At 71.8% G+C, this 20128-nt stretch carries 13 protein-coding genes; 6 read left to right on the forward strand and 7 right to left on the reverse strand.

Going from position 1 to position 20128, the window contains the following annotated elements; translation table 11 throughout:
* Positions 1-7: 7 nt before the first annotated feature.
* The 3 genes from ACFYXF_RS41860 to ACFYXF_RS41870 all read right to left on the reverse strand — a co-directional run bounded on the left by ACFYXF_RS41860 (position 8) and on the right by ACFYXF_RS41870 (position 2399).
* Positions 8-655 (reverse strand): response regulator, encoded by a 648-nt coding sequence (locus tag ACFYXF_RS41860; protein WP_389357700.1) that lies wholly within the window; start codon positions 653-655, stop codon positions 8-10.
* Positions 652-1818, reverse strand: coding sequence for a sensor histidine kinase (locus ACFYXF_RS41865; RefSeq protein ID WP_389357702.1), 1167 nt, complete (start codon positions 1816-1818; stop codon positions 652-654). Before ACFYXF_RS41865 ends, ACFYXF_RS41860 begins: the two co-directional genes overlap by 4 nt.
* Before the next feature lie 62 nt (positions 1819-1880).
* The gene (locus ACFYXF_RS41870) at positions 1881-2399 is read right to left on the reverse strand and encodes a hypothetical protein (protein ID WP_389357704.1); all 519 of its coding nucleotides are present in this window, start codon (positions 2397-2399) and stop codon (positions 1881-1883) included.
* A gap of 161 nt (positions 2400-2560) precedes the next feature.
* Here ACFYXF_RS41870 and ACFYXF_RS41875 point away from each other — a divergent pair, with 161 nt between their 5' ends.
* Together ACFYXF_RS41875 and ACFYXF_RS41880 are read left to right on the forward strand one after the other, a co-directional pair.
* Positions 2561-3193 (forward strand): TetR/AcrR family transcriptional regulator, encoded by a 633-nt coding sequence (locus ACFYXF_RS41875; protein WP_389357706.1) that lies wholly within the window; start codon positions 2561-2563, stop codon positions 3191-3193.
* Entirely contained in the window at positions 3190-4845 is a 1656-nt protein-coding gene (locus ACFYXF_RS41880) for a CocE/NonD family hydrolase (RefSeq protein ID WP_389357708.1), read from the forward strand. Before ACFYXF_RS41875 ends, ACFYXF_RS41880 begins: the two co-directional genes overlap by 4 nt.
* 54 nt (positions 4846-4899) lie before the next feature.
* On the opposite strand, the gene ACFYXF_RS41885 is transcribed toward ACFYXF_RS41880, so the two are convergent.
* From ACFYXF_RS41885 to ACFYXF_RS41895, 3 genes are read right to left on the reverse strand one after another with little or no spacing between them, the layout of a single operon-like run.
* Positions 4900-8427 (reverse strand): S8 family serine peptidase, encoded by a 3528-nt coding sequence (locus ACFYXF_RS41885; protein WP_389357710.1) that lies wholly within the window; start codon positions 8425-8427, stop codon positions 4900-4902.
* 53 nt (positions 8428-8480) lie between these two features.
* A complete protein-coding gene (locus ACFYXF_RS41890) occupies positions 8481-8633 on the reverse strand; it encodes a hypothetical protein (protein ID WP_389357712.1) in 153 nt (50 codons plus the stop codon).
* Between the two features lie 57 nt (positions 8634-8690).
* Entirely contained in the window at positions 8691-11753 is a 3063-nt protein-coding gene (locus ACFYXF_RS41895) for a LuxR C-terminal-related transcriptional regulator (RefSeq protein WP_389357714.1), read from the reverse strand.
* A 514-nt stretch (positions 11754-12267) separates the two neighbouring features.
* Here ACFYXF_RS41895 and ACFYXF_RS41900 point away from each other — a divergent pair.
* The 4 genes from ACFYXF_RS41900 to ACFYXF_RS41915 all read left to right on the forward strand — a co-directional run bounded on the left by ACFYXF_RS41900 (position 12268) and on the right by ACFYXF_RS41915 (position 17711).
* A complete protein-coding gene (locus ACFYXF_RS41900) occupies positions 12268-13443 on the forward strand; it encodes an extracellular solute-binding protein (protein ID WP_389357716.1) in 1176 nt (391 codons plus the stop codon).
* A 44-nt stretch (positions 13444-13487) separates the two neighbouring features.
* On the forward strand, positions 13488-14339 hold the full coding sequence (locus ACFYXF_RS41905; RefSeq protein WP_389357848.1) for a carbohydrate ABC transporter permease: 852 nt from the start codon (positions 13488-13490) through the stop codon (positions 14337-14339).
* A complete protein-coding gene (locus tag ACFYXF_RS41910; protein ID WP_389357718.1) occupies positions 14336-15259 on the forward strand; it encodes a carbohydrate ABC transporter permease in 924 nt (307 codons plus the stop codon). Before ACFYXF_RS41905 ends, ACFYXF_RS41910 begins: the two co-directional genes overlap by 4 nt.
* A gap of 91 nt (positions 15260-15350) precedes the next feature.
* Complete coding sequence (locus ACFYXF_RS41915) at positions 15351-17711, forward strand: glycoside hydrolase family 3 N-terminal domain-containing protein (protein WP_389357720.1); 2361 nt, start codon at positions 15351-15353, stop codon at positions 17709-17711.
* Positions 17712-17881: 170 nt separating this feature from the next.
* On the opposite strand, the gene ACFYXF_RS41920 is transcribed toward ACFYXF_RS41915, so the two are convergent.
* Positions 17882-20014, reverse strand: a complete 2133-nt coding sequence (locus ACFYXF_RS41920) for an RICIN domain-containing protein (RefSeq protein ID WP_389357722.1) — start codon at positions 20012-20014, stop codon at positions 17882-17884.
* Positions 20015-20128: the final 114 nt, after the last annotated feature.

Consider the following 20128-nt stretch of genomic DNA (forward strand, 5'->3'; position numbering starts at 1 on the left):
GGAGGGGTCAGCCGAGTCGGTCGATGCCGTGCCGGTGTGCGTAGGCAATGGCCTGGCCCCGGTCGCGGCTGCCCGTCTTGGCGAAGACGCGGTTGACGTGGGTCTTGACCGTGGCCTCGCTGACGACGAGGGCACCGGCGATCTCCCGGTTGGACAGTCCACGGGCCATACAGCCCAGGACCTCGGCCTCCCGGGCGGTCAGCCCGTCGGGCAGCTGGTCCGGTGCCTCGGCCGGCTGCTGCCGGGACACCAGTGCGACCAGGCGGGCGTGGACGGCGGGGTCGAGCAGTGCCTGTCCCCGGGCCGCGGCCCGCAGCGCGCGGTCGATGTCGTCGCGGCCGGCGTCCTTGGTGAGGTAACCGAGCGCGCCTGCGGCGAGTGCGGCGCTGATCGACTCGTCGTCGCTGTAGGTCGTCAGCACGACGACGTGGGTGTGCGGGTGCCCGGCGGTGATGGCGCGCGTGGCCTCGATGCCGTCCATCCGTGGCATGCGCAGGTCCATCAGCACCACGTCGGGGGCATGTTCCTCGACCGCCGCGAGGGCCTGCTGCCCGTCTCCGGCAGCGGCCACGACCTCCACGTCGGGCAGGCGTTCGCAGATGGTGACGAGCCCGTCGCGGATCAGCGTCTGGTCGTCGACGATCACTACCTTCACCCCGGGACCTCCGCCTCGACCCGCCAGCCCTCACCATCGGGCCCCGCACTGAACGTGCCGCCGACCAACTCCACCCGTTCCCGCATGCTGTGCAGACCGTAGCCGCCCCCGGTCGCCGCCAGCTCGTCCGGCGGCTCCTGCCCGGGCCCGGGGGCCGCCGTGTTGGTCACCGTCAGGCCGATGTGCCCGTCGCCGTAGGCGAGTTCGACGGTGACCTGCGCGTCCCGCGCGTGCTTGCGGGCGTTGGTCAGCGCCTCCTGGGCCACCCGCAGCAGGGCCATTCCGGCGGCGGGCGGGAGAGAACGCGTGGGCCCGCTCGTCCGCAGGGCGGCGCCCTCCCCGGTGGCGAGGACCGAGAGCTGCTCGTCGAGGGCGACCGGCTGGTCGCGCAGTGCCTGCACGGCACGGCGGGTCTCCTCCAGGCCCTCGACGACCAGACGGCGGTTCCGGCCGATCGCCGCCCGTACCGCAGGGGCGTCCGCTCCGCTCTCGACCAGGCTGTCCAGGGCGGTCATCTGGACCGACAGCGCGGACAGCGTGTGCGCCAGCACGTCGTGCACCTCCCGGGCGATCCGGTTGCGCTCGGCCAGCAGTTCGGCCCGCTCGTGCTCCACGGCGCCGCGCTCCCGCTCGACCACCAGTTCGGCGTCGGCCCTCGTCCGCGCCTGCTGCTGACGCCGTGAGACGCCCAGGAGCAGGCCGACCATCGCACCCGCCGCCGCTGCCAGCGTCCCCACGTTCCCGTGCCCGATCACCGCGAAGGCGACCCAGGCGGCGACCACTCCCGCCCCTGCCAGCACCACCGCGTACTTCAGCTCGACCCGGGTGGCGGCGCACAGGCCCGAGACACCGACGACCACCGCTCCGAACCCCGACAGCGGCACCATCGCGCCGCCGCTGACAGCCAGCAGCAGGATCGCCCCGAGAGCGAGGGCCACGCGCTCGGTGTTCCGCCAGGCGAGCCACCCCGCCCAGCCCAGGCCCACCCCCGCGGTGAGCAGCAGGCCGCCCGGATACCAGCCCCCGAGGGAGATTCGGGTCGCCGTCGCCGCCCCGTAGACCAGGCCTGCCAGCGCGAGGAGGCTCACCGTCGGGCCGAGCGACCACGGGCCGTCGGCGGGCCCCACGCGGTCAGGTGCTGCCCGGGGGCGATCAGCGCTCACCGGGCAAGCATGCCTCACCCGAAGCCGTCCCGACCGCGCTCCCGGCTGCCGTGGGACGCCGCTCACGCGGAGGACATCCGCCGCAGGTGGGAGCCCCGGCGCGCGACCTGTCCACGCCACCCCACGATGGCCGTACGGGCTAGCACTTCGGCGAACGCCATGAGCAGGATCGCCGGTACCCAGGCGGCCACGTCGATGTCGTGCCGCATCGAGAAGCGGCCTATCGACTCCCCGCCGCCGTGGGTCGCGTACAGCTGGAAGGCGAGCCGGAAGCCCACGCCCAGCACCCACAGAACGGCGGCGGCGACCGTGGCGCGGACGATGACCTCGCCGTCGGGTGTTCTGTCGACCCGGGTCAGCACACCGGCTCCCACCCCCAGCGCCAGTCCGATCAGCGTCGCCGGCACGATCAGCAGGAGGTCGTTGCCCGCTGTCGGAACGGCGTGCAGGTACTGCGAACCCGCCCAGCAGACCAGCACCAGCGGAAGCACCAGCATCCGTGTCGTCAGCCGCCGGCCGCGCAGTTGCAGCACCACCAGCCCGATGAGAGCGAGATCGATCGCCCAGTCCGTAAAAGTCATGCCACGATCGTCACGCCGAGTGACCGTCGGGCGCGTCAACCCACAGGTTGGCCCCGGGTGGACTTCTCTCTCCACCCACGCCCACGCATGGCGTGCCACTCGGGCCGGAAGGCAGCTGTTCAACACTCGCACACTAATTAACACCTGTATATCATCGTGGTATGCAGCCCGACCTCACCGCCCCGCCCCGCAGTCAGGACCGCCGTGCGCTTCGCTCTCGCGCCGCCCTGATGGCAGCCGCCGTACGGCTGGTGTCCGAGCGTGGCACCACCGCCGTCCCGGTCACCGATCTCACCGAGGCCGCGGACGTCAGTCGGCAGGTGCTCTATCTGCAGTTCGGCGACCGGGACGTACTGCTCGTGGAGGCAGCCGCCGACCTGGTCCGGCGGGAACTCCTCGCCGAGGCCGAGGCCAAGGCCGAAGACGACGGTGACAGTGACGCCTTCTCGGGAGTGCTGGCGATGGCGCGGCACTTCGCGGCGCACCGGTCCTTCTACCGCGCGATGCTCACCGGTTCGTGCGCGTTCGCCATGACCAGGACGCTGAACGGCCTGTTCGGCGCCGCCAACGCGAAGACCGTGCGGGAGCTGTTCGGTGAGCTGGACGAGCAGGTCGCGCGTGATCTGGGGGCGTTCGTCGCGGGCGGCACCGGTGCGGTGGTCAACGACTGGCTGATCGACGGCGCCGATCCCCTCGACCCGCTCGACCCCGAGGAGCTGGCGCGGCGCCTGCTCCGGCTCGCCCCGGTGTTCACCGGCAGAGGCCGTACCGCACCCTTCGGAGGTCCCGAATGACCCGGCTCAGCAGCCGCCTCGTCCAGCGCATGCTGCGCCTGCCCCCGCCCCTGACCAGGGATCTGACCGTCGAACGCGATCTGCGTGTCCCCCTGCGTGACGGAGCCGAACTGCTGGCCGACCGCTGGGTCCCGAAATCCGGCGGCCAGGGCCTGCCGACCGCGCTCGTCCGTATCCCGTACGGCCGGTCGGGCATGATCGCGGCGCAGCTGGTCAGGCCGCTGGCCGAGCGCGGCTTCCAGGTGCTCGTCCAGAGCACCCGCGGCACCTTCGGCTCCGGCGGCGGCTTCGACCCGCTGCGGTGCGAGCGCGAGGACGGCCTGGACACACTGGGCTGGCTGGTCGAGCAGCCCTGGTGCGGCGAGGCGGTCGTGCTGTACGGCGGCAGCTACCTCGGCTTCGCCCAGTGGGCGGTGGCCGACGCCGTACCCCCTCAGGTCAAGGCCATGATCCCGTCGGTGTCGGAGTCCGCGTTCACCCTGGAGTTCCTGCGCACCGAGTCCTTCTCACTGGAGGCCACGCTCGGCTGGGGCCTCCAAGTCGCCGGCCAGGAGCGCCGGTTCGCGCTGCTGCACCAACTGCTGCGGCTACGGAAGGAGCGGCGCGCCTGGTACACCCTGCCCCTCGGCCGGGCGGACACCGCGGCGACCGGCCGCCGTTCCCCCTACTTCCAGGACGTCCTCGCCCATGACGCCGACTCACCGTTCTGGCAGGTCCTCGACCACAGCCGACGGGTCGCCGACATCACGGTTCCGGTCAGTACGGTCGGCGGCTGGTTCGACATCTTCCTGCCCGGCCAGATCCGCGACTTCCGCACCCTTCAGGAAGCCGGACGGACCGCCCGGCTCACCGTCGGCCCCTGGGCGCACATCTCCCTGGGCGTGGGGCAGGCGGCGGCAGCCGAGGCCCTCGACTTCGGACTGGCCCACGCCCACGGCCGACAGCCCGCCGACCGGGCGCCGGTCCGCCTGTTCGTCATGGGCGAGGAGAAGTGGCGCGAGTTCCCGTCCTGGCCGCCGCCCGGCTACGAACCGCGCCGTTTCCACCTCCAGCCGGACGGCGGCCTCTCCACCGAGGCGCCCACCGAATCGGCCCCCGACGGCTACCGCTACGACCCGGCCGATCCCACCCCGGCCGTCGGCGGCGTCCGTATGGCCGTCGGGGTGCGATCGGGCCGCGCGGACAACACCGCGCTCGAAGCCCGCCCCGACGTCGTCACCTACACAACTCCCGTACTGGACAACGACGTCGAGGTGATCGGCGAGGTCGCCGCCGAGATCTGGTTCCGCTCCGGCCTGCCGTACGCCGATGTCTTCGTCCGCCTCTGCGACGTCGACGGGCGGGGACGGTCCACCAATGTGTGCGACGGCCTGACCGGCCTCACCGACGCCGACACTGACCAGGCGTCGAGGGCGGACGTACGGCTGTGGCCGACGGCTTACCGCTTCAAGCGCGGCCACCGCATCCGCGTCCAGATCTCCAGCGGCGCCTTCCCCCGCTACAACCGCAACCCCGGCACCGGCGAACCCCGCGCCACCGCCACCACCCTGCGCGCCGCCGACCAGCAGGTCTTCCACGACCCCGCACACCCCTCGGCGATCGTCCTGCCGGTACGGGAAGTGGGCCGTGAAGACCACCTGGGGGCCGGGTAGGAACCCGACCCCCAGGCCGATCTCAGTACCTCCGTACCTCCGCACCTCCGTACCTCAGCCGATGGGGTACGCCCGAGTGATCGTCTCGCTGAACGTGTTGCCCGAGCGGTCCTCACCGCCGGCGCGCAGGGTCACCCAGCCGCTGGTGGCGGAGGCCGCCGGGTGGGTCAGTACGGCCCGCCCGGTGGTGCCCCTGACCCGGGTGGGGACGGTCGTCCAGGTCGCGCCGTCGTCGTACGACACCTCGACCTTCACCGTGTCGAGGCCTCGGTGGCGGCGGGGCCCCTGCTGCTGCACGGTGAACGGGATCGTGAACTCCGTGTCCGCCGGGGCGATGCCGTTCGGGTCGGTCGGCGGCTGGAAGCGCAGCACGGTCAGCGGCAGCGGGGCGGTCGCGTCGGTGGCCGCCGACCGGAACGTCCAGCTCGCCTCGATGCGCTGCGAGCGCTGGCCGTGCCAACTGGTGCTGCGGGTCCCGGTGACGTCGAGCCGGTAGTCGGCGGCTTCGGACGGCACGGTCCAGAAGTTGGTGAAGTTGTCGAAGTTCTCCTCGTCCGGCCAGGGGCGGTTCAGCCTGCCCACCTCGGTGCCGTCCCGGTAGAGGGTCGCCACGCCCTGGCTGAACGCGCGGTCGTTCCAGTTGTAGTGGCTCGGATCCGAGTCCCCCCAGAGGGAGAACGCCGGTGCGACGCGGTTTCCGGTGCGGGTCAGGAACTGCCCGTTCGAGGGCAGCGCCGGACCGACCACCGGTCGGTTCCAGGTCTCCTTCGTGGTCGTACCCGGCTTGTAGGTACGCGGGTCGGAGTGCTGCCGCCCGAGCGAGTAGTAGGAGCCGTCGTCCGGGGTCATGTACTGCCCGAGGACTCCGGTCCAGGTGACATCCGGATCCGCGCTGTAGTACTCCACCCGCGTGGCGGCGAGCGGAGCGTTGCGTACGACCGAGATCAGGCTGGTCTGGCCGCCCACGAAGCCCGAGACGATCCGGGCTCCTCCGGCACGCGAACCGTCACGCTTGCCGTACGAGGCCTCCACCTTGGCCAGTCGCCGGAGCGGGACGTCGTAGGAGAGGCGGCCCGGGATTCCGCCCTTCTTCTCCTCCACCAGCGCGTAGACCGGACCGCCGATCAGCGCGCCGGGCTCCGCCGGTGCCGCCAGGGTGGAGCGGTAGAAGTAGCGGTAGGTGCCGTCCCGGTCCGCGGGCGGGGTCGGTACGGCGGACAGTGCCGTCGTCGAGTAGTACGGGGTGAAGACGCCGAACCCCGAGGTCTCCCGGGTGCCGGTGGGGTCGACGGAGGTGTGCTGGGCGCCGAACTCACGGAACCAGGGCGCGACCGTGTCGTCCGGGACACCGACGGACGCCGGCCTGCCCTTGCGGGCGTCGAGTTCGATCGAGGTGTTCCGGTCGAGCGCGATCCCAGGCCTGCTCTCCAGGGTGAGGTCGGTGGGCCTCTTCGTCTCGGGGTCCACGGTGTTGATGAGGGCGGTGAGACCGTACCGGCCCTTGGGCAGCCTGAGGTGTGCCTCGGGTCGGACCGTGTTGATCGACGCGAAGACCGAGGCGCCGGTGCGGTCGAGCCGGTCGACGGCGATCGTGGCCGAGTACGGCGACAGGGGTGTGCTGCCGTTGCGGTCGAGGGCGGTGAGGTCGAGGTCGTAGCTCTCCTCCTCGAACCGCGCGCCGACCGTCGTCTGGACGCGGGTGGCGCCGTCGGCCGTCGCCGCCACCAGCCGCCAGGCGTACGAGGCGCCGGTCGACGGGATGCCCGCCGAGGGGTCGATCGTCACGTCCACCGTGGACTCGCCGTGGGCCGGCACGGTGACCTCGGTGGCGGAGAGGCTCAGGGTGCCCTCGGGCGGTGTCGCTCCGTCCGGTGACGGAGTGATCGTCAGGGTGACCGGCGCGTCGGTGTCGTTGCGGTAGGTGATGGCCTTGGTCTCGGCCGGGTTCGCGGTGTGCGGCCAGGTGAACGGGCCCGTGTTCAGGCCGGCCGGGGACGCGGTCACCGTCCTGCTGGTGCCCCTGGCCACGTCGACGAGTCCGTTGCCCTGGACGTGGACGCTCTGCTCCGGCTGCGGATTCGCCGTGGACCTGATCCCGTCCTTGAGCCGCCGGCCGCCCCAGTCCGGGTGCGCCTGGGCGAGCAGTGCCACGGCGCCCGCCGCCGCCGGGGTCGCCATCGAAGTGCCCGACAGCGCGGTGTAGTTGTCGTCGATCGGGCCCTGCGGGCCTGTCGGGTCGATGTCACCGATGGGCGTGCCCTTGGCGCGGGGCGCGACGACCGCCACACCGGGGGCGGTGATGTCGGGCTTGATGGCACCGTCGCCGAGCCGGGGGCCCCGGCTGGAGAAGGACGCGATCGCGCCCGTGGAGTCCACCGCGCCGACGGTGAGAGCGGCGTCGGCGGCGGCCGGTGCGCCGATGGTGGTCGTACCGGGACCGGAGTTCCCGGCGGCGACCACGAACAGCGAATCCCCTTGTGCGGAGAGGGAGTTCACCGCCTGGGACAGTGGGTCCGTGCCATCGCTCGGCAGCCGTGAGCCGAGGCTCATGTTGACGACGTCGGCGCCCTGCGCCACCGCCCACTCCATGCCCGCGATGATGTCGGAGCTGAAGCCTGAACCGCCGGCGTCCATGACCTTGCCGATCAGCAGATCGGCGCCGGGCGCCACCCCCTCGTACCGGCCGCCCGAGGCCGCTCCGCTCCCGGCGACGATGCCGGCCACATGGGTGCCGTGGCCGTTGTCGTCCTCGGCGTTGTCGGTGCCGTTGACGAAGTTGTGCTCCGTGATCACCTTGCCCAGCAGGTCGGGGTGGTCGTGCTTCCATCCGGTGTCGAGCACGGCGACCTTGACGCCCTCACCGGTGTAACCGGCCGCGCGGGCCGCCGGGACGCCGATCTGGACGTTGCCGATGTCGTCGCGGGTGTCCACCGGGGCGTCCAGCCACACCTTGGACAGGCCGGACTCCAGCTTCATCGCGGAGGCGGACACGGACACGGACGCGGACGTCGGTTCGCGGACGATGTCCGCCCAGAACTCGCCCGCAACGTCGGGCAGTTCCTCGACGGCGGTCGCGTCGATGCTCTTCAGCCTCTTCTCGCCGGTGGCACCGTCCGCGCGGGCGAGTACCGAGGGCGTACGGTCCCCGGTGTGCTGGACGATCAGCGGCAGCGTGTCGCGGTCGGCGTAGCCGTTCCGGGTCAGGGCGGTGATGTCGAACAGCCGGGCGTCGAGAGTGCCGTCGGTGACCAGGCCCAGCGCGTCCGACGGGATGACGCTGAAGCTCCCGGCCTCCTCCCGCTGGTAGAAGACGATGTCCGAACGGCCTTCCCCGGCCTCCACCTGCACCGAGCGCCGACCACCGCCGAGTTCGGTGACCTGGACGACGTCACCGGTGATCAGGGTGACCGACGTCTGTCCGTCGGCGGTCTCCGGCACGGTGTCCGAGGCGCCGGCGGGAGGTGAGGCGGCGAGGGCCGCGGCGGTCAGGGCGGCGGCCAGGACCGAGGCGGTGAGGGCGATGGCCGGGCGGGGGAATCCGGGGCGCCGGCCGTGGCCGTGATCGGGGGTGGGGGGTATCAAGGGGTTCCTTTCCGAAGCGTCGGCAGTGCCGAAGGTGGGGGGAGGACGGTGGCTCAGAGGGGTTCGAACCGGTCGTCGTCGCAGCTCTCGGGGAGGGGTTCCTCCTCGCCGGAGGAGTCCTGGGCGCAGAGCCGCTCGGGCGTGTTCTCCGCGTTCTGCTCGCTCTGTTCCTCGGCGTGCGGTGGCTCCCGCGGGTCGACTCGCATGACACACCAGCCTCGTACGCGGCAGGCCGCACGGCGATCAGTCAGGTGCCCGAAAAATTAGCCGTGGGGCGCCGAGTCCTCGGACTCCAGCGGCAGCACCCCGGCCTCAACCGCCGCCCGAACAACGGCCGCTCGCGACGACACCCCCAACTTGCGCATGGCGGCGCTGAGTTGGGTGGACACCGTCTTGGGCGAGACGAACAACGCCTGCGCCGCCTCCCTGTTGGTCATCCCCTGCGCGACCAGGGCGACGACCTGCCGCTCCCGTGGGGAGAGCCGTGGGCCGTAGCCGCGCGGCCCTCTGCGCCAGGCACGGGCCACCTCCACCCCGTGCCCGCGCAGGAGTTGGGCGACGCGGTCCGCGTCCGTGCGCGCGCCCAGCGTCCACAGCCGCTCCTGCACAGTGCCCAGCTGCGCGAGCGCCTGCCCGGTGTCACCGTGCCGGAGCAGACAGCGGCCCCTCCGTTCGAGGGCGAGCAACTCGTCGTACGGGCGCGGCAGGGCGGCCCACGCCGAGGCCGCCGTCGCGAACTCCTCGGCGGCCGGGGCCGGTTCGCCGTGGGCCTCGGCCAGGATCGCGCGGCCGAACGACAGGGCTGCGACGGCCGCGGGCGCGTTGCGGCCCTCGGTACCGTCGGCGTACCGCCGCAGCAGTTCGCCGGCGCGGTCGACGCGGCCGGCTCCGGTCAGGGCGTCGAGGTGGGCCGGGAGGATGTCGGTGGCCCACAGCCAGACGTCCTTGCGTTCGATCAACTCCAGTATCCGGCCGGTGACTTCGAGGGCCGCGGCCCAGTCGCCGTCGGCCAGGTGCGACCGGGCGAGTGCCGCCGCGGAGAGCCCGGCCTCGGGTTCGCACAGACCGCCCTCGGCGAGTTCGTCGACGACCTTCCGCAATCCGCCCCGGGCCGCCGCGCCGCCGCCCTGGGCGAGTGCCAGCACCGCCTGGATCTGCCGGGCCAGCCGCGAGCCGTAGGGGTTGACGTCCCGGTCGGCGGCCAGCGCGGCGACGGTCCCGTCCAGGCCCGCCCACGCGCCGGTGCACCAGTCCAGATACGCGAACGGGACCCGGACCATGCTCACCAGCCGCCGGTTCCGGATGGACTCCGCGAGTTCCGTCGCCGCCGTCAGCCGGGACCGGGCCCCGGCATAGTCGCCCCGGACGACCGCCGTCTGACCGGCGTTGAACAGGAACCGGGCGAGCAGTCCGCGCTCCGCCGGGGGCGCGTCGGCGGCGGCCCGCTGGATCTCGTCGGCCGCCCGCCAGCCCTCCTCCTCGCCGAGCAGGAGCAGGGCCGAGGCACAGTTCGTCGTCACCCGGAGCCGGTCGGACGGCGACTCGATCCGTGGCAGCAGCTCCGTCGCACGCGCGAGCCACCCGCGGTGCCGTGCCGCCGGCCACTCCGGCACCAGCGGCATGGCCAGGACGGACATCGCCGTCGCGGCCAGTTCGGGCCGGTCCCCCAGATGGGCGACACCGTCCTCGATCTCGTCGAACGCCGCGGACTCCTGACCGGCGTCCCGCAGCAGCCGGCCGAGCAGCAGCTTGGTCTCACCGCGCTCCTGGCGCGGCAGATCCTCGTACGACAGGAGCTTCCGTACGGCGTCCAGGACGGCCCGCGAGAGATCGCTGACGTCGCGCGCGCCGAAGACGGCCGCGCCGCCCATCTTGCGGGCGAGGCGTGACCGGTCGGCCGTCGCGAGGTCCGCCGAGGTGAGCAGCCCGAGCAGGGTCACGACCGCGGCACGGTCGTCGCCGGACTCCAGGGCGACGTCGGCGCTGGCCTCCCCGTACCGGCACCACCCGGCGATGTCGCCCGCCTCGCGGCAGTGCCAGGCCAGCCGTGCGACGGGCTCGGGCCGCAGCCCGCGCAGGCCCGCCGCGGCCCTGCCGTGCAGCCGACGCCGGTCCGGCGCGGGGATCGCCCCGCGCACGGCCAGGCAGTCCAGGGCGTGCCGGTAGGCGTACGCGCCGGGTGTCTCCTCCCGCAGCAGCCCCGAGCCGAGCGCCGCCGCCAGCCCGGCGCGGCCGGCCTCGGGGGCCAGGTCCGCGACCGCGCTGAGCAGCGGCTCCTCGGACGGCGCGTCCAGTACGGCGGCGGCCTCCAGCACCCTGCGCGCCGGGGCGTCGAGCCGCTCGACCCGTTCCAGCACCGAGTCGCGGAGGGTCGCCGGGACCTGTAGTTCGGTCAGCACCCGGCGGATCCAGGTGCCGTCGCGGTGGACGATGTCCTTGCGGTCCCGCAGCAGGAGGACGCACTCCTCCACGGCGAGCGGGATGCCGTCGGTGTGCCGGTGCAGGAAGGACACGAACTCGGCGGACACCGCCGAGGTGTCGAACATGGACGCGACCAGCTCGCGGGTGTCCGCCAGGTCCAGCGGCCCCAGTGTCAGCCGTACGAGCGTGACGTCCGAGGGCACCCGGGAGGTCAGCCGGGTCAGGAGCGAGCCGTCCGGCACCTCGTCCGGGCGGAACGAGACCACGATCGACAGGCCGGGCCGGCCGGCGGCGGTGAGGGTGAGCAGCCACTCCAGGGTCGCGGTGTCCGCCCAGTGTGCGTCCTCCACGACCAGCACGCCGATGTCGAGGCGGCCCAGCAGCTCGGTGAGCGCGCTGAGGATCCGGTGCCGGGTCTCATGGGGGTCGTCGAGCACGTCCAGCGGTGGCGGCAGCCGGTCGGCCCAGTCGGGGAACAGCGGCCGCAACGCCCCGGCCAGCGGGCTGAGTTCGAGGCCGGCGGGCGGGGACGGGACCCGGCGACGGATGCCGTCGACGACGGCGCCCAGGGTGAACGGTTCGGGCAGCGGCGGACAAGTGGCGATCACGGCCTCGCGCCCGACCGCCCGGGCAGCCACCTCACGTCCGGCCGCCTCACGCCCCACCGCCCGGGCGACCGCCTCCCGCACGAGCCGTGTCTTCCCGATGCCGGCCTCGCCCTCCACCACGACGAGCGCAGGACCGTTCCCCAACGCCTCGCACACGGCGAGGAGTTCGGCCTCCCGGCCGACGAATTCAGGGGCGGGGCGAGGGGCGTACGACGGTGTCCGCCGAGGCTGCGGCTCGCCGGGCGGTGCGTCCCGGCCGGCGTGACGTGGATCGTCCCGACTGGAGCGCCGCGCCAAACTGCCACCTCCGGGTGCCGGTCCGAGCCCAACTCCCGTACCAGTGCGCACACTGGGCCCGGGCGCACCATTTTGGCATGGGCGCGTCCAGCTCGGCAGTGCGTCGGGCAGGGACCGCTTCCATGACCGCCCGTCCACCGGGCACGGACGGAGCGCGGACAGGGCTCGCGCACGGCCTGCGAAAGTCTTTCGTAACCGAGACATTTCCGGTCCTTGTTCCGGATGTGAATTCCGTGCCAGTGTCCCGGCCAGCAGGCAGGCCGTCGGCCGCGAGGAATCCGAAAGCCTTTCGTACCGTTCCCGATCTGCCTGGCGCACCGACGGCATGTGAAAGAAGAGAGGCACCACCATGCGGAGAGTCCCGCCGAGCGGAAATCCCGGAATTGCCAAAAGCCCGAGAATTCGACGCGTCGTCGCGTCCGCGGTCGCCCTCGCGGCGGCCATGGGCCTTGCCGCGTGCGGGACTTCGGGGCCGGCCGGATCGTCCGGGAACTCGTCGGCGAAAGGCCTGACGATGTGGGCGCTCAACGACCAGACGATCCTCAAGGACTCCGTCGACGCCTACAACGAGGACCACCCGGACGCGAAGATCACCCTCTCGCTCTACGCCAACGACGACTACAAGCAGAAGCTGCGCGTCGCCTTCGGCGCGAACCAGGCCCCGGACATCTTCTTCAGCTGGGGCGGCGGCGCCCTGAACGACTACGTCAAGGCGGGCAAGGTCGACGCGCTGACACAGGCGAACGCGGACACCGACCGCTTCACGCCGAGCGTGATGCAGAGCGCCACCTTCGACGGCAAGGTCTACGGCGTCCCCGCCAACGGCCTCGCCCCGGTCGTCCTCTACTACAACAAGAAGGTGCTGGCCGACGCGGGCGTCGAGCCGCCGAAGACGTACGACGACCTGCTGACGGCCGTGAAGAAGCTGAAGGCGAAGGACGTCGTCCCTCTCTCCCTCGCCGCGAACTCCAAGTGGCCGACGCTGATGTACCTGGAGTACCTGCTCGACCGCGAGGGCGGTTCCCAGGTGTTCACGGACATCGCCTCCGGGGACGCGGCCAAGTGGAAGGACCCGTCCGTCACCGAGGCCAACCGGCGCCTCCAGGAGCTGGCGAAGGCCGGCGCCTTCGGGGACAACGCCTCCTCCGTCAGCTACGACCAGGGGGCTTCCACCGCCCTGCTCTACACGGGCAAGGCGGGGATGGAGCTGATGGGCACCTGGGAGTACGCCAACATCGCCAAGGCCGCGCCGGACTTCCTGAAGAGCGACCTCGGCTACACCGCGTTCCCGTCGCTGCCCGACGGCGCCGGTGACGCGAGCAGCATCGTCGGCAACCCCTCGAACTTCCTGTCGCTGAACTCGTCGACGAAGAACAAGTCCGCCGCGCTCACCTACTTCAAGGACTACGTCCTCGACGACTCCCAGGTCGACGCCTATCTCGCGGCGGGCAGTGTGCCGCCGGTGAAGGGCCTGGAGTCGAAGCTGGCGGCGGTGCAGTCGTCGACCGACAAGGAGTGGCTGACCTTCGTCTACGACCTGGTGCGGAACGCGCCGGGCTTCCAGCTCTCCTGGGACCAGGCCCTGCCGTCCGACCAGGCCGACCCGCTGCTCACCAACACCGACAAATCGTTCCTGCGCGAGATATCGCCCGCCGGGTTCGGTACGAACATGAGCAAGGCGGGGTCGTGACGCTCACCGCCCCCGCGCGCCGGTCAGGAGGCTCCGGCCTCCTGATGGCCGCCCCCGCCCTGCTGCTCTTCGGCCTGTTCGGGCTGGTTCCCCTGGTGGGGGTCGTGGCGCTCAGCCTGGCCCACTGGGACGGCCTGGGCTCCATCGGCTGGGCGGGCCTCGCCAACTGGAGCGGTGTCCTGACCGACGGTGCCACCTGGCAGGCGCTCGGCCTCACCGTCAAGGTGATGGCCGTGAGCTGGCTGGTCCAGACGCCGATCGCGCTCGCCCTCGGGGTCTTCCAGGCCCCGAGGGGCAGGGCGCGGGCCCTGTTCGCCGTGCTGTTCTTCCTGCCGCTGCTGCTGTCGGCGGTGGCGATCGGCCTGACCTGGCAGGCGCTCCTCGACCCGTCCTTCGGCATCGGTGCCACGCCCGGCCTGCACTGGCTGGCGAAGCCGCTGCTGGGCTCGCCCGACCTCGCCCTGTACACGGTGATCTTCGTGATCGCCTGGCAGTTCGTGCCGTTCCACGCCCTGCTCTACCAGGCCGGGATACGGCAGATCCCGACCGCCCTCTACGAGGCCGCCGCCCTCGACGGCGCCGGACCCGTGACCCGCTTCCTGCACATCACCCTGCCGCAGCTGAAGTACACGATGGTCACCTCCAGCACCCTCATGCTGGTCGGCTCGCTGACCTACTTCGACCTGATCTTCGTCCTGTCGGGAGGCACCGGCGGCCCGGGCACCGCCACCCGCGTCCTTCCCCTCGCCATGTACATCACCGGGTTCCAGGCCCACGACATGGGCCGCGCCAGCGCAGTCGCCACGCTCCTGGTGGTCTTCGGCCTCGGCCTGTCGCTGCTGATGACCCGCCTGTCCGGCTTCACCCGGATGGACAGCCAGCAGGAGGGCATGTGAGCACCACCGTCACCCGGGCCCGCCACCCCCGTACGGCCACCGGCGGCGAACACCCGACACCACCCCCGCGTCCCGGCACCCGCCGGCGCCGCACAGCCGTAGGCGCGGTACGCCGTGCCCTCACCGGCGGCACCACGCTCCTCTGGGCCGCGATCGTCGTCGTACCCGTGTACTGGCTGGTGGTGACCAGTCTGCGCACCCGCGCCGACTTCACCGCCGACAGCCCGCTCGCCCTGCCCGGCCACCCGACGCTCGACAACTTCCGGACCGTCCTGGCCGGGGACTTCACGACCTACCTGCTCAACAGCGTGATCGTGACCGTGGCGACGGTCGCCCTGACCGTGACCGTCGCCCTGATGGCCGCCTTCGCGATCGTCCGGGGCGCCGGAAGCCGTCTCTCCCGGGTGTCCTTCCGGCTGTATCTGCTGGGCCTGGCGATCCCGCTCCAGGCGGTGATCATCCCGGTCTATCTGCTGATCATCAGGATGCGGCTGTACGACAGTCTGCTCGCGATCGTGCTGCCCTCGGCGGCGTTCGCGCTGCCGATCACCGTGATGATCCTGGTGAGCTTTCTGCGCGACGTTCCCCGCTCGCTCTTCGAGGCGATGATCGTCGACGGCGCCGGCGACTGGCGCATGCTCTTCTCGCTCGCCGCGCCGCTGGCCCGCCCGGCCCTGATGACCGTCGCCGTGTACGACGGGCTCCAGGTCTGGAACGGCTTCCTCTTCCCGCTGATCCTCACCCAGAGCGGCGACAAGGCCGTACTCCCGCTGGCGCTGACCCTCTACCGGGGCCAGTTCGGCATCGACGTACCGGCGACGATGGCCGCCGTGGTGCTCTCCACCCTGCCGATGCTCGCGCTGTTCATTCTGGCCAGGCGCCAGCTCGTCGCGGGTCTCACCGCCGGCTTTTCCAAGTAGCCCATACCACCGGGCAGTTCACCCCGTACGACGGCCGGGCCGGGTGCCCGGCCCCGTCGGCATGCCCGCGCACCTCCCCGAGGAGTCGTCAATGACCACCACCATGCCGGACCACAGCGACGGCATCCCCCAGCAGGAGGAGGACGACCGGCCCTGGACCGACCCCGGCCTCCCGGCCGCCGAGCGGGTCGAGGCCCTGCTCGCCCGGCTCACCCTCCCCGAGAAGGTCGCCCAGCTCAGCAGTGCCTGGGAGGACGTCGAACCGGCCGGCCCCGAGGTGGCACCGGGCACCAGCATCTTCGACCGCGTCGGCGACCTCGCCGAGACCGCCCGGCACGGCCTGGGCCAGCTGACCCGCCCGTACGGCACCCTGCCCCGGCCCGCCCTGGAGCACTCCCGGGCCCTGGCCGAGCGCCAGCGGCAGATCACCGGCCAGAGCAGGCTCGGCATCCCGGCCATGGCGCACGACGAGTGCCTGACCGGGTTCACGGCATACGGGGCGACGATCTACCCCACCTCGCTCGGCATGGCGGCCACCTTCGACCCGGGGCTGATCCGGCGGGTCGGCGCGGCCATCGGCGCCGACATGGCCGAGGCCGGGGTCCACCAGGGGCTCGCCCCGGTCGTCGACGTGATCCGCGACTACCGCTGGGGCCGCTGCGAGGAGACGTACGGCGAAGACCCTTACCTGGTCGGGGAGATGGGCGAGGCGTATGTCACCGGTCTGCAGAGCGCCGGGGTGTACGCCACCCTCAAGCACTTCGCCGGGTACTCCGCCTCCATGGGCGGCCGCAACCACGCCCCGGTCGGCATCGGCCGCCGGGAGCTGTACGACGTGATCCTGCCGCCCTTCGAGCGGCTGGTCGCTGCGGGCGTCGGCTCGGTCATGAACTCGTACGCCGAGATCGACGGCGAGGCGCCCGCCGCCAGCCGATGGCTGCTGACCGAAGTCCTGCGGGACGCCTGGGGGTTCGAGGGCACCGTCGTCTCCGACTACTGGTCCCTGCCCTTCCTGGTGAGCGCCCACCGGGTGGCCGAGGACCTGCCGGAAGCCGGAGCACTCGCCCTGGGCGCCGGAATGGACGTCGAACTGCCCGACCAGCGCGGCTTCGGGGACGCCCTCGTGCATGCCGTACAACAGGGGCTGGTGGACGAGGAGTTGGTCGACCGCGCCGTACGCCGGGTGCTGCGACAGAAGGCCGAACTCGGGCTCCTGGACGTCGGCTGGGACCCTCGGCCGCCCGCCCTGCGCGCGGGCGAACTCGATCTGGACAAGCCGGACAACCGCCAACTGGCCCACGCCGTGGCCCGGTCGAGCGCCGTCCTGCTGTCGAACGACGGAACCCTGCCCCTCCCGTCCATCGGCCGGATCGCGCTGATCGGCCCGTGCGCCGACGACGTACGCACCATGTTCGGCTGCTACAGCTTCCCCAACCACGTCCTCGCCGAACGCGACGACCTGGGCAACGGCGTCGAGGCGGTCTCCCTGCGCACGGCACTGACCGAGGAACTCCCGTCCGTGTACTGGGAGTTCGCGCAGGGCTGCCCGATCCGGGACGAGGACCGCACCGGCATCCCGGCGGCGGTGGCGGCGACTTCGGCGGCCGACCTCACGGTCCTGGTCGTCGGCGACAAGGCGGGCATGTTCGGCATCGGCACCTCGGGCGAGGGCTGCGACGTGGAGGATCTGCGGCTGCCGGGTGTCCAGGAGGAGCTGGTGGAGGCGGTGTTGGCGACCGGGAAGCCGGTCGTACTGGTCGTCAGCAGTGGCCGGCCCTATGCCGTGGGCCGGTTCGCGGCCACCGCCTCGGCCATGGTGCAGGTGTTCCTGCCGGGCGAGGAGGGCGGCCGGGCCGTCGCCCAACTCCTGTCCGGCCGGGCCAACTTCAGCGGCAAGCTGCCCGTGCAGATCCCCAACTCGCCCGGCGGACAGCCCTACACCTATCTCCACCCGCCGCTCGGCGACCGGCAGAGCTTCCTGTCCAACCTCGATCCGACACCCGCGTTCCCGTTCGGACACGGGCTGTCGTACACGGACTTCGACATCGACCTGCTCGCCGTGGACCGCGAACAGGTGCCGACGGACGGGGAGTTCACCGTGAGCGCGCGGGTGCGGAACACGGGGGCGGTCGCGGGTACCGAGACCGTCCAGTTGTACGCCGTCGACCCGGTGGCCCAGGTGACCCGGCCGGTGCGCTTCCTGCTCGGCTTCGCCAAGGTCGAACTCGCCCCCGGCGAACAGGCCGTGGTCCACTTCCACGTCCACACCGACCGCCTGGCCTTCACCGGCCTGACCGGCCACCGCATCGTCGAACCCGGCGAGATCCTGCTCCAGGCAGGCGCCTCCAGCCTGGACACACCGGTACGGGACGCGATCCGGCTCACCGGCGAGGAGCGGGACGCGACGGTCGTACGGCATTACGACGTGCCTGTGACGATCGAGCGGGGCTGAGAGCCCCGGGGAAACGAACACAAGAGGGCGGCGCCACCGGATCGGACAGATCCGGTGGCGCCGCTTTCATGGTGAGGCGGGGCGCGCAGCGCCCCCCTCAGGGGCGCGGGGAACTGCGCGACACAACGGGCCCGCAGCCGACGACCAGGCCTCCAGCGGAGCGCTCCGCGCTAACTCCGGGTCCAGGTCTGGGTCGCATTGCCCAGCCCCGTCCACAGCTGAACCTTCGACCCATTGGCCGTGCCCCAACTGGTCACGTCGAGGACGAGGCCGTTGGATCGGTTGACGACGGTGCCGTCGACCCGGAACGCCCACTGCTGACTGGTCTTGCCATTGCAGGCCCACAGGATGACCTTGGTGCCCGCGCTGGTCCCGTCGGCATCGGCGGCCAGGCACTTGCCAGAGACCCGGAGTTCACCGGCCGAGGTCCGGGTGATGGTCTGGTTGGCGTTGCCCGAGCAGTCGTAGACCTGGACCTGAACGCCCGTCTGACCGTTGGGGACGTCGAGGCAGCGCCCGGAGTTCGTGCCCTTCAGCGTGAACGTCGAGGCCGTGGGAAGCGGGTCCTGGACCAGCCGCCAGTCCTGCGAGCCGTCGTCGGCCGACGCCGCCAGGGTGACGGAGCCGCCCGCGGTCGCGCCGGTCATGTACAGGCTGGTGTTACGGACCGAACGGAGCTTGTAGTACCCGCTGGTGGTCGCGGCGACCTGGGTCCACTGCTTGTCGGTGGCGCCGTCGTCGACCCACTGGGCCAGCTTCTGCCCGGCCGTGGCGGTGCCGGTCCAGATGGCGACCGCACGGCCCCCGGCCTTGTTGAGCAGCGTCACGTCGCCGCCCTTGGCGGTCAGGTGCCAGCGCTGGGTGTTCGCGGCGGAGTCCGCGCCCAGGACGAGGTCGGGGGTGTTCCCGGTGAGGTTCGCGTCCTGTGTCTTCGCGGCGGCGGTGCTCAGGACCTGGCCGGTCAGCCGGTTGACGAGGCTGTAGTAGGCGCCGTCGGAGCGGCCGAGGTCGACCTCGGCGTACTTGACGGGGCCGACACTGCCGCCGCTCCAGGACGCCTGGAGGACCAGGACGCGGCCCGTGCCGTCGACGTACTGCAGGTTGCGGCTGTACCCGGCGGCGATCGGCGTCTGGTACTGCTTCCAGGTGCCGGTGCTCAGCCCGGACTCGTTCACCCAGACGCTGCCGCTGCCGGAGGCGTTGTAGACGATCCGGCCGTCCGGCATCGGCAGGAGGACCGGACTGCCGCCGGTGGACAGCGTGTTCCCGCCGGAGGGCACGGGCAGCGAGGTGATCGCGGCGTCCGTGGCCGAGAAGAACTTCAGCGGGTCGTCGGAGATCCGGTAGCGGACGTTGGTGCCGCCGCCCCAGTACTCGTACGTCAGCAGCCACTTGCCGTCGGTCGTCGGGGCGATGGTCGTCATGCCCGGCCGGCCGCCCCCGATCTCCGTCTTGCCGCCGCCCATGCTCACGGTCGAGCCCGGGACGTCCACGACCGGACCGCTCCACGCCGTGCCGCTGCCGCCGTCCCAGGTGCGGTGCAGGAGGACCTGGCCGCCGGAGTCGGTCGCCGTGTCGTTGTCCGGGTCGAGGGTCGGGGCGCCGGTGGTGGTGTCGTAGCCGGTGTAGTCCTTCTCGTCGGAGTAGTAGGCGATGAGCTTGCCGTTGTGGGCGAGCAGATGGGGTTCCCAGATGGGGTCGACCTGGGCCTCGGTGTTGGCGGCCGAGACCCGGCCGACGGCGCCCGCGCTGCCGCCCTGCCAGCCGCCGGCCTCGATGATGTTCTTGAAGCTCCAGGTCGCGCCGTCGTCGGTGCTGGCGTAGAGGGCGAGCGCCACGTCCTTGCGGTCGCCGTCGCCGGACGGTGTCCAGCTGGAGTCGGCGGCCTTCTGCTCCTGGTAGTAGGCGTCGTCGCCCGAGACGATGCTCGCGAGCAGCAGTGTGCCCGCGCTGAGGCTGCCGACGGCCTGCGGAAGCACGTACAGATACGGGTTGGTCCAGTTGCTCGTGTACTTCGCGTACGCGGAGTCGCTGGAGAGATAGGCGGGGGCCTTGATGTCGGCCAGCTTCGCCCACGTCGTGCCGTAGTCGTCGCTCTTGTAGAGGGGCATCGTCTGCCCCACCGGAGCGCTCTGGCTGTTCTCGAACGCCGCCACGATCCGCCCGCTCGGCAGTTGGGCCGACTTCGGGTAGAGCACGCAGGGGTTCTTGTTGCACGCGGCGGTGTTGTCCGCCGTATACAGATTCGCGGGACTCGGCTGATATGCCGACGCGGTCGTCGCGGAGACGACGGCGAATGCCACGCCTATGCCGAAGGCGGTCGCCGAAGCGAAAGCCTTTCGCGCCCAGGATCTTTTCAACGGCGTTCCTTTGAAAGGGCCCGCAAGGGGGATGCAGGAGGACGCAGGAGGGCCTGC

This window comes from Streptomyces sp. NPDC002680 (assembly GCF_042889145.1).
Taxonomy (GTDB): domain Bacteria; phylum Actinomycetota; class Actinomycetes; order Streptomycetales; family Streptomycetaceae; genus Streptomyces; species Streptomyces adonidis.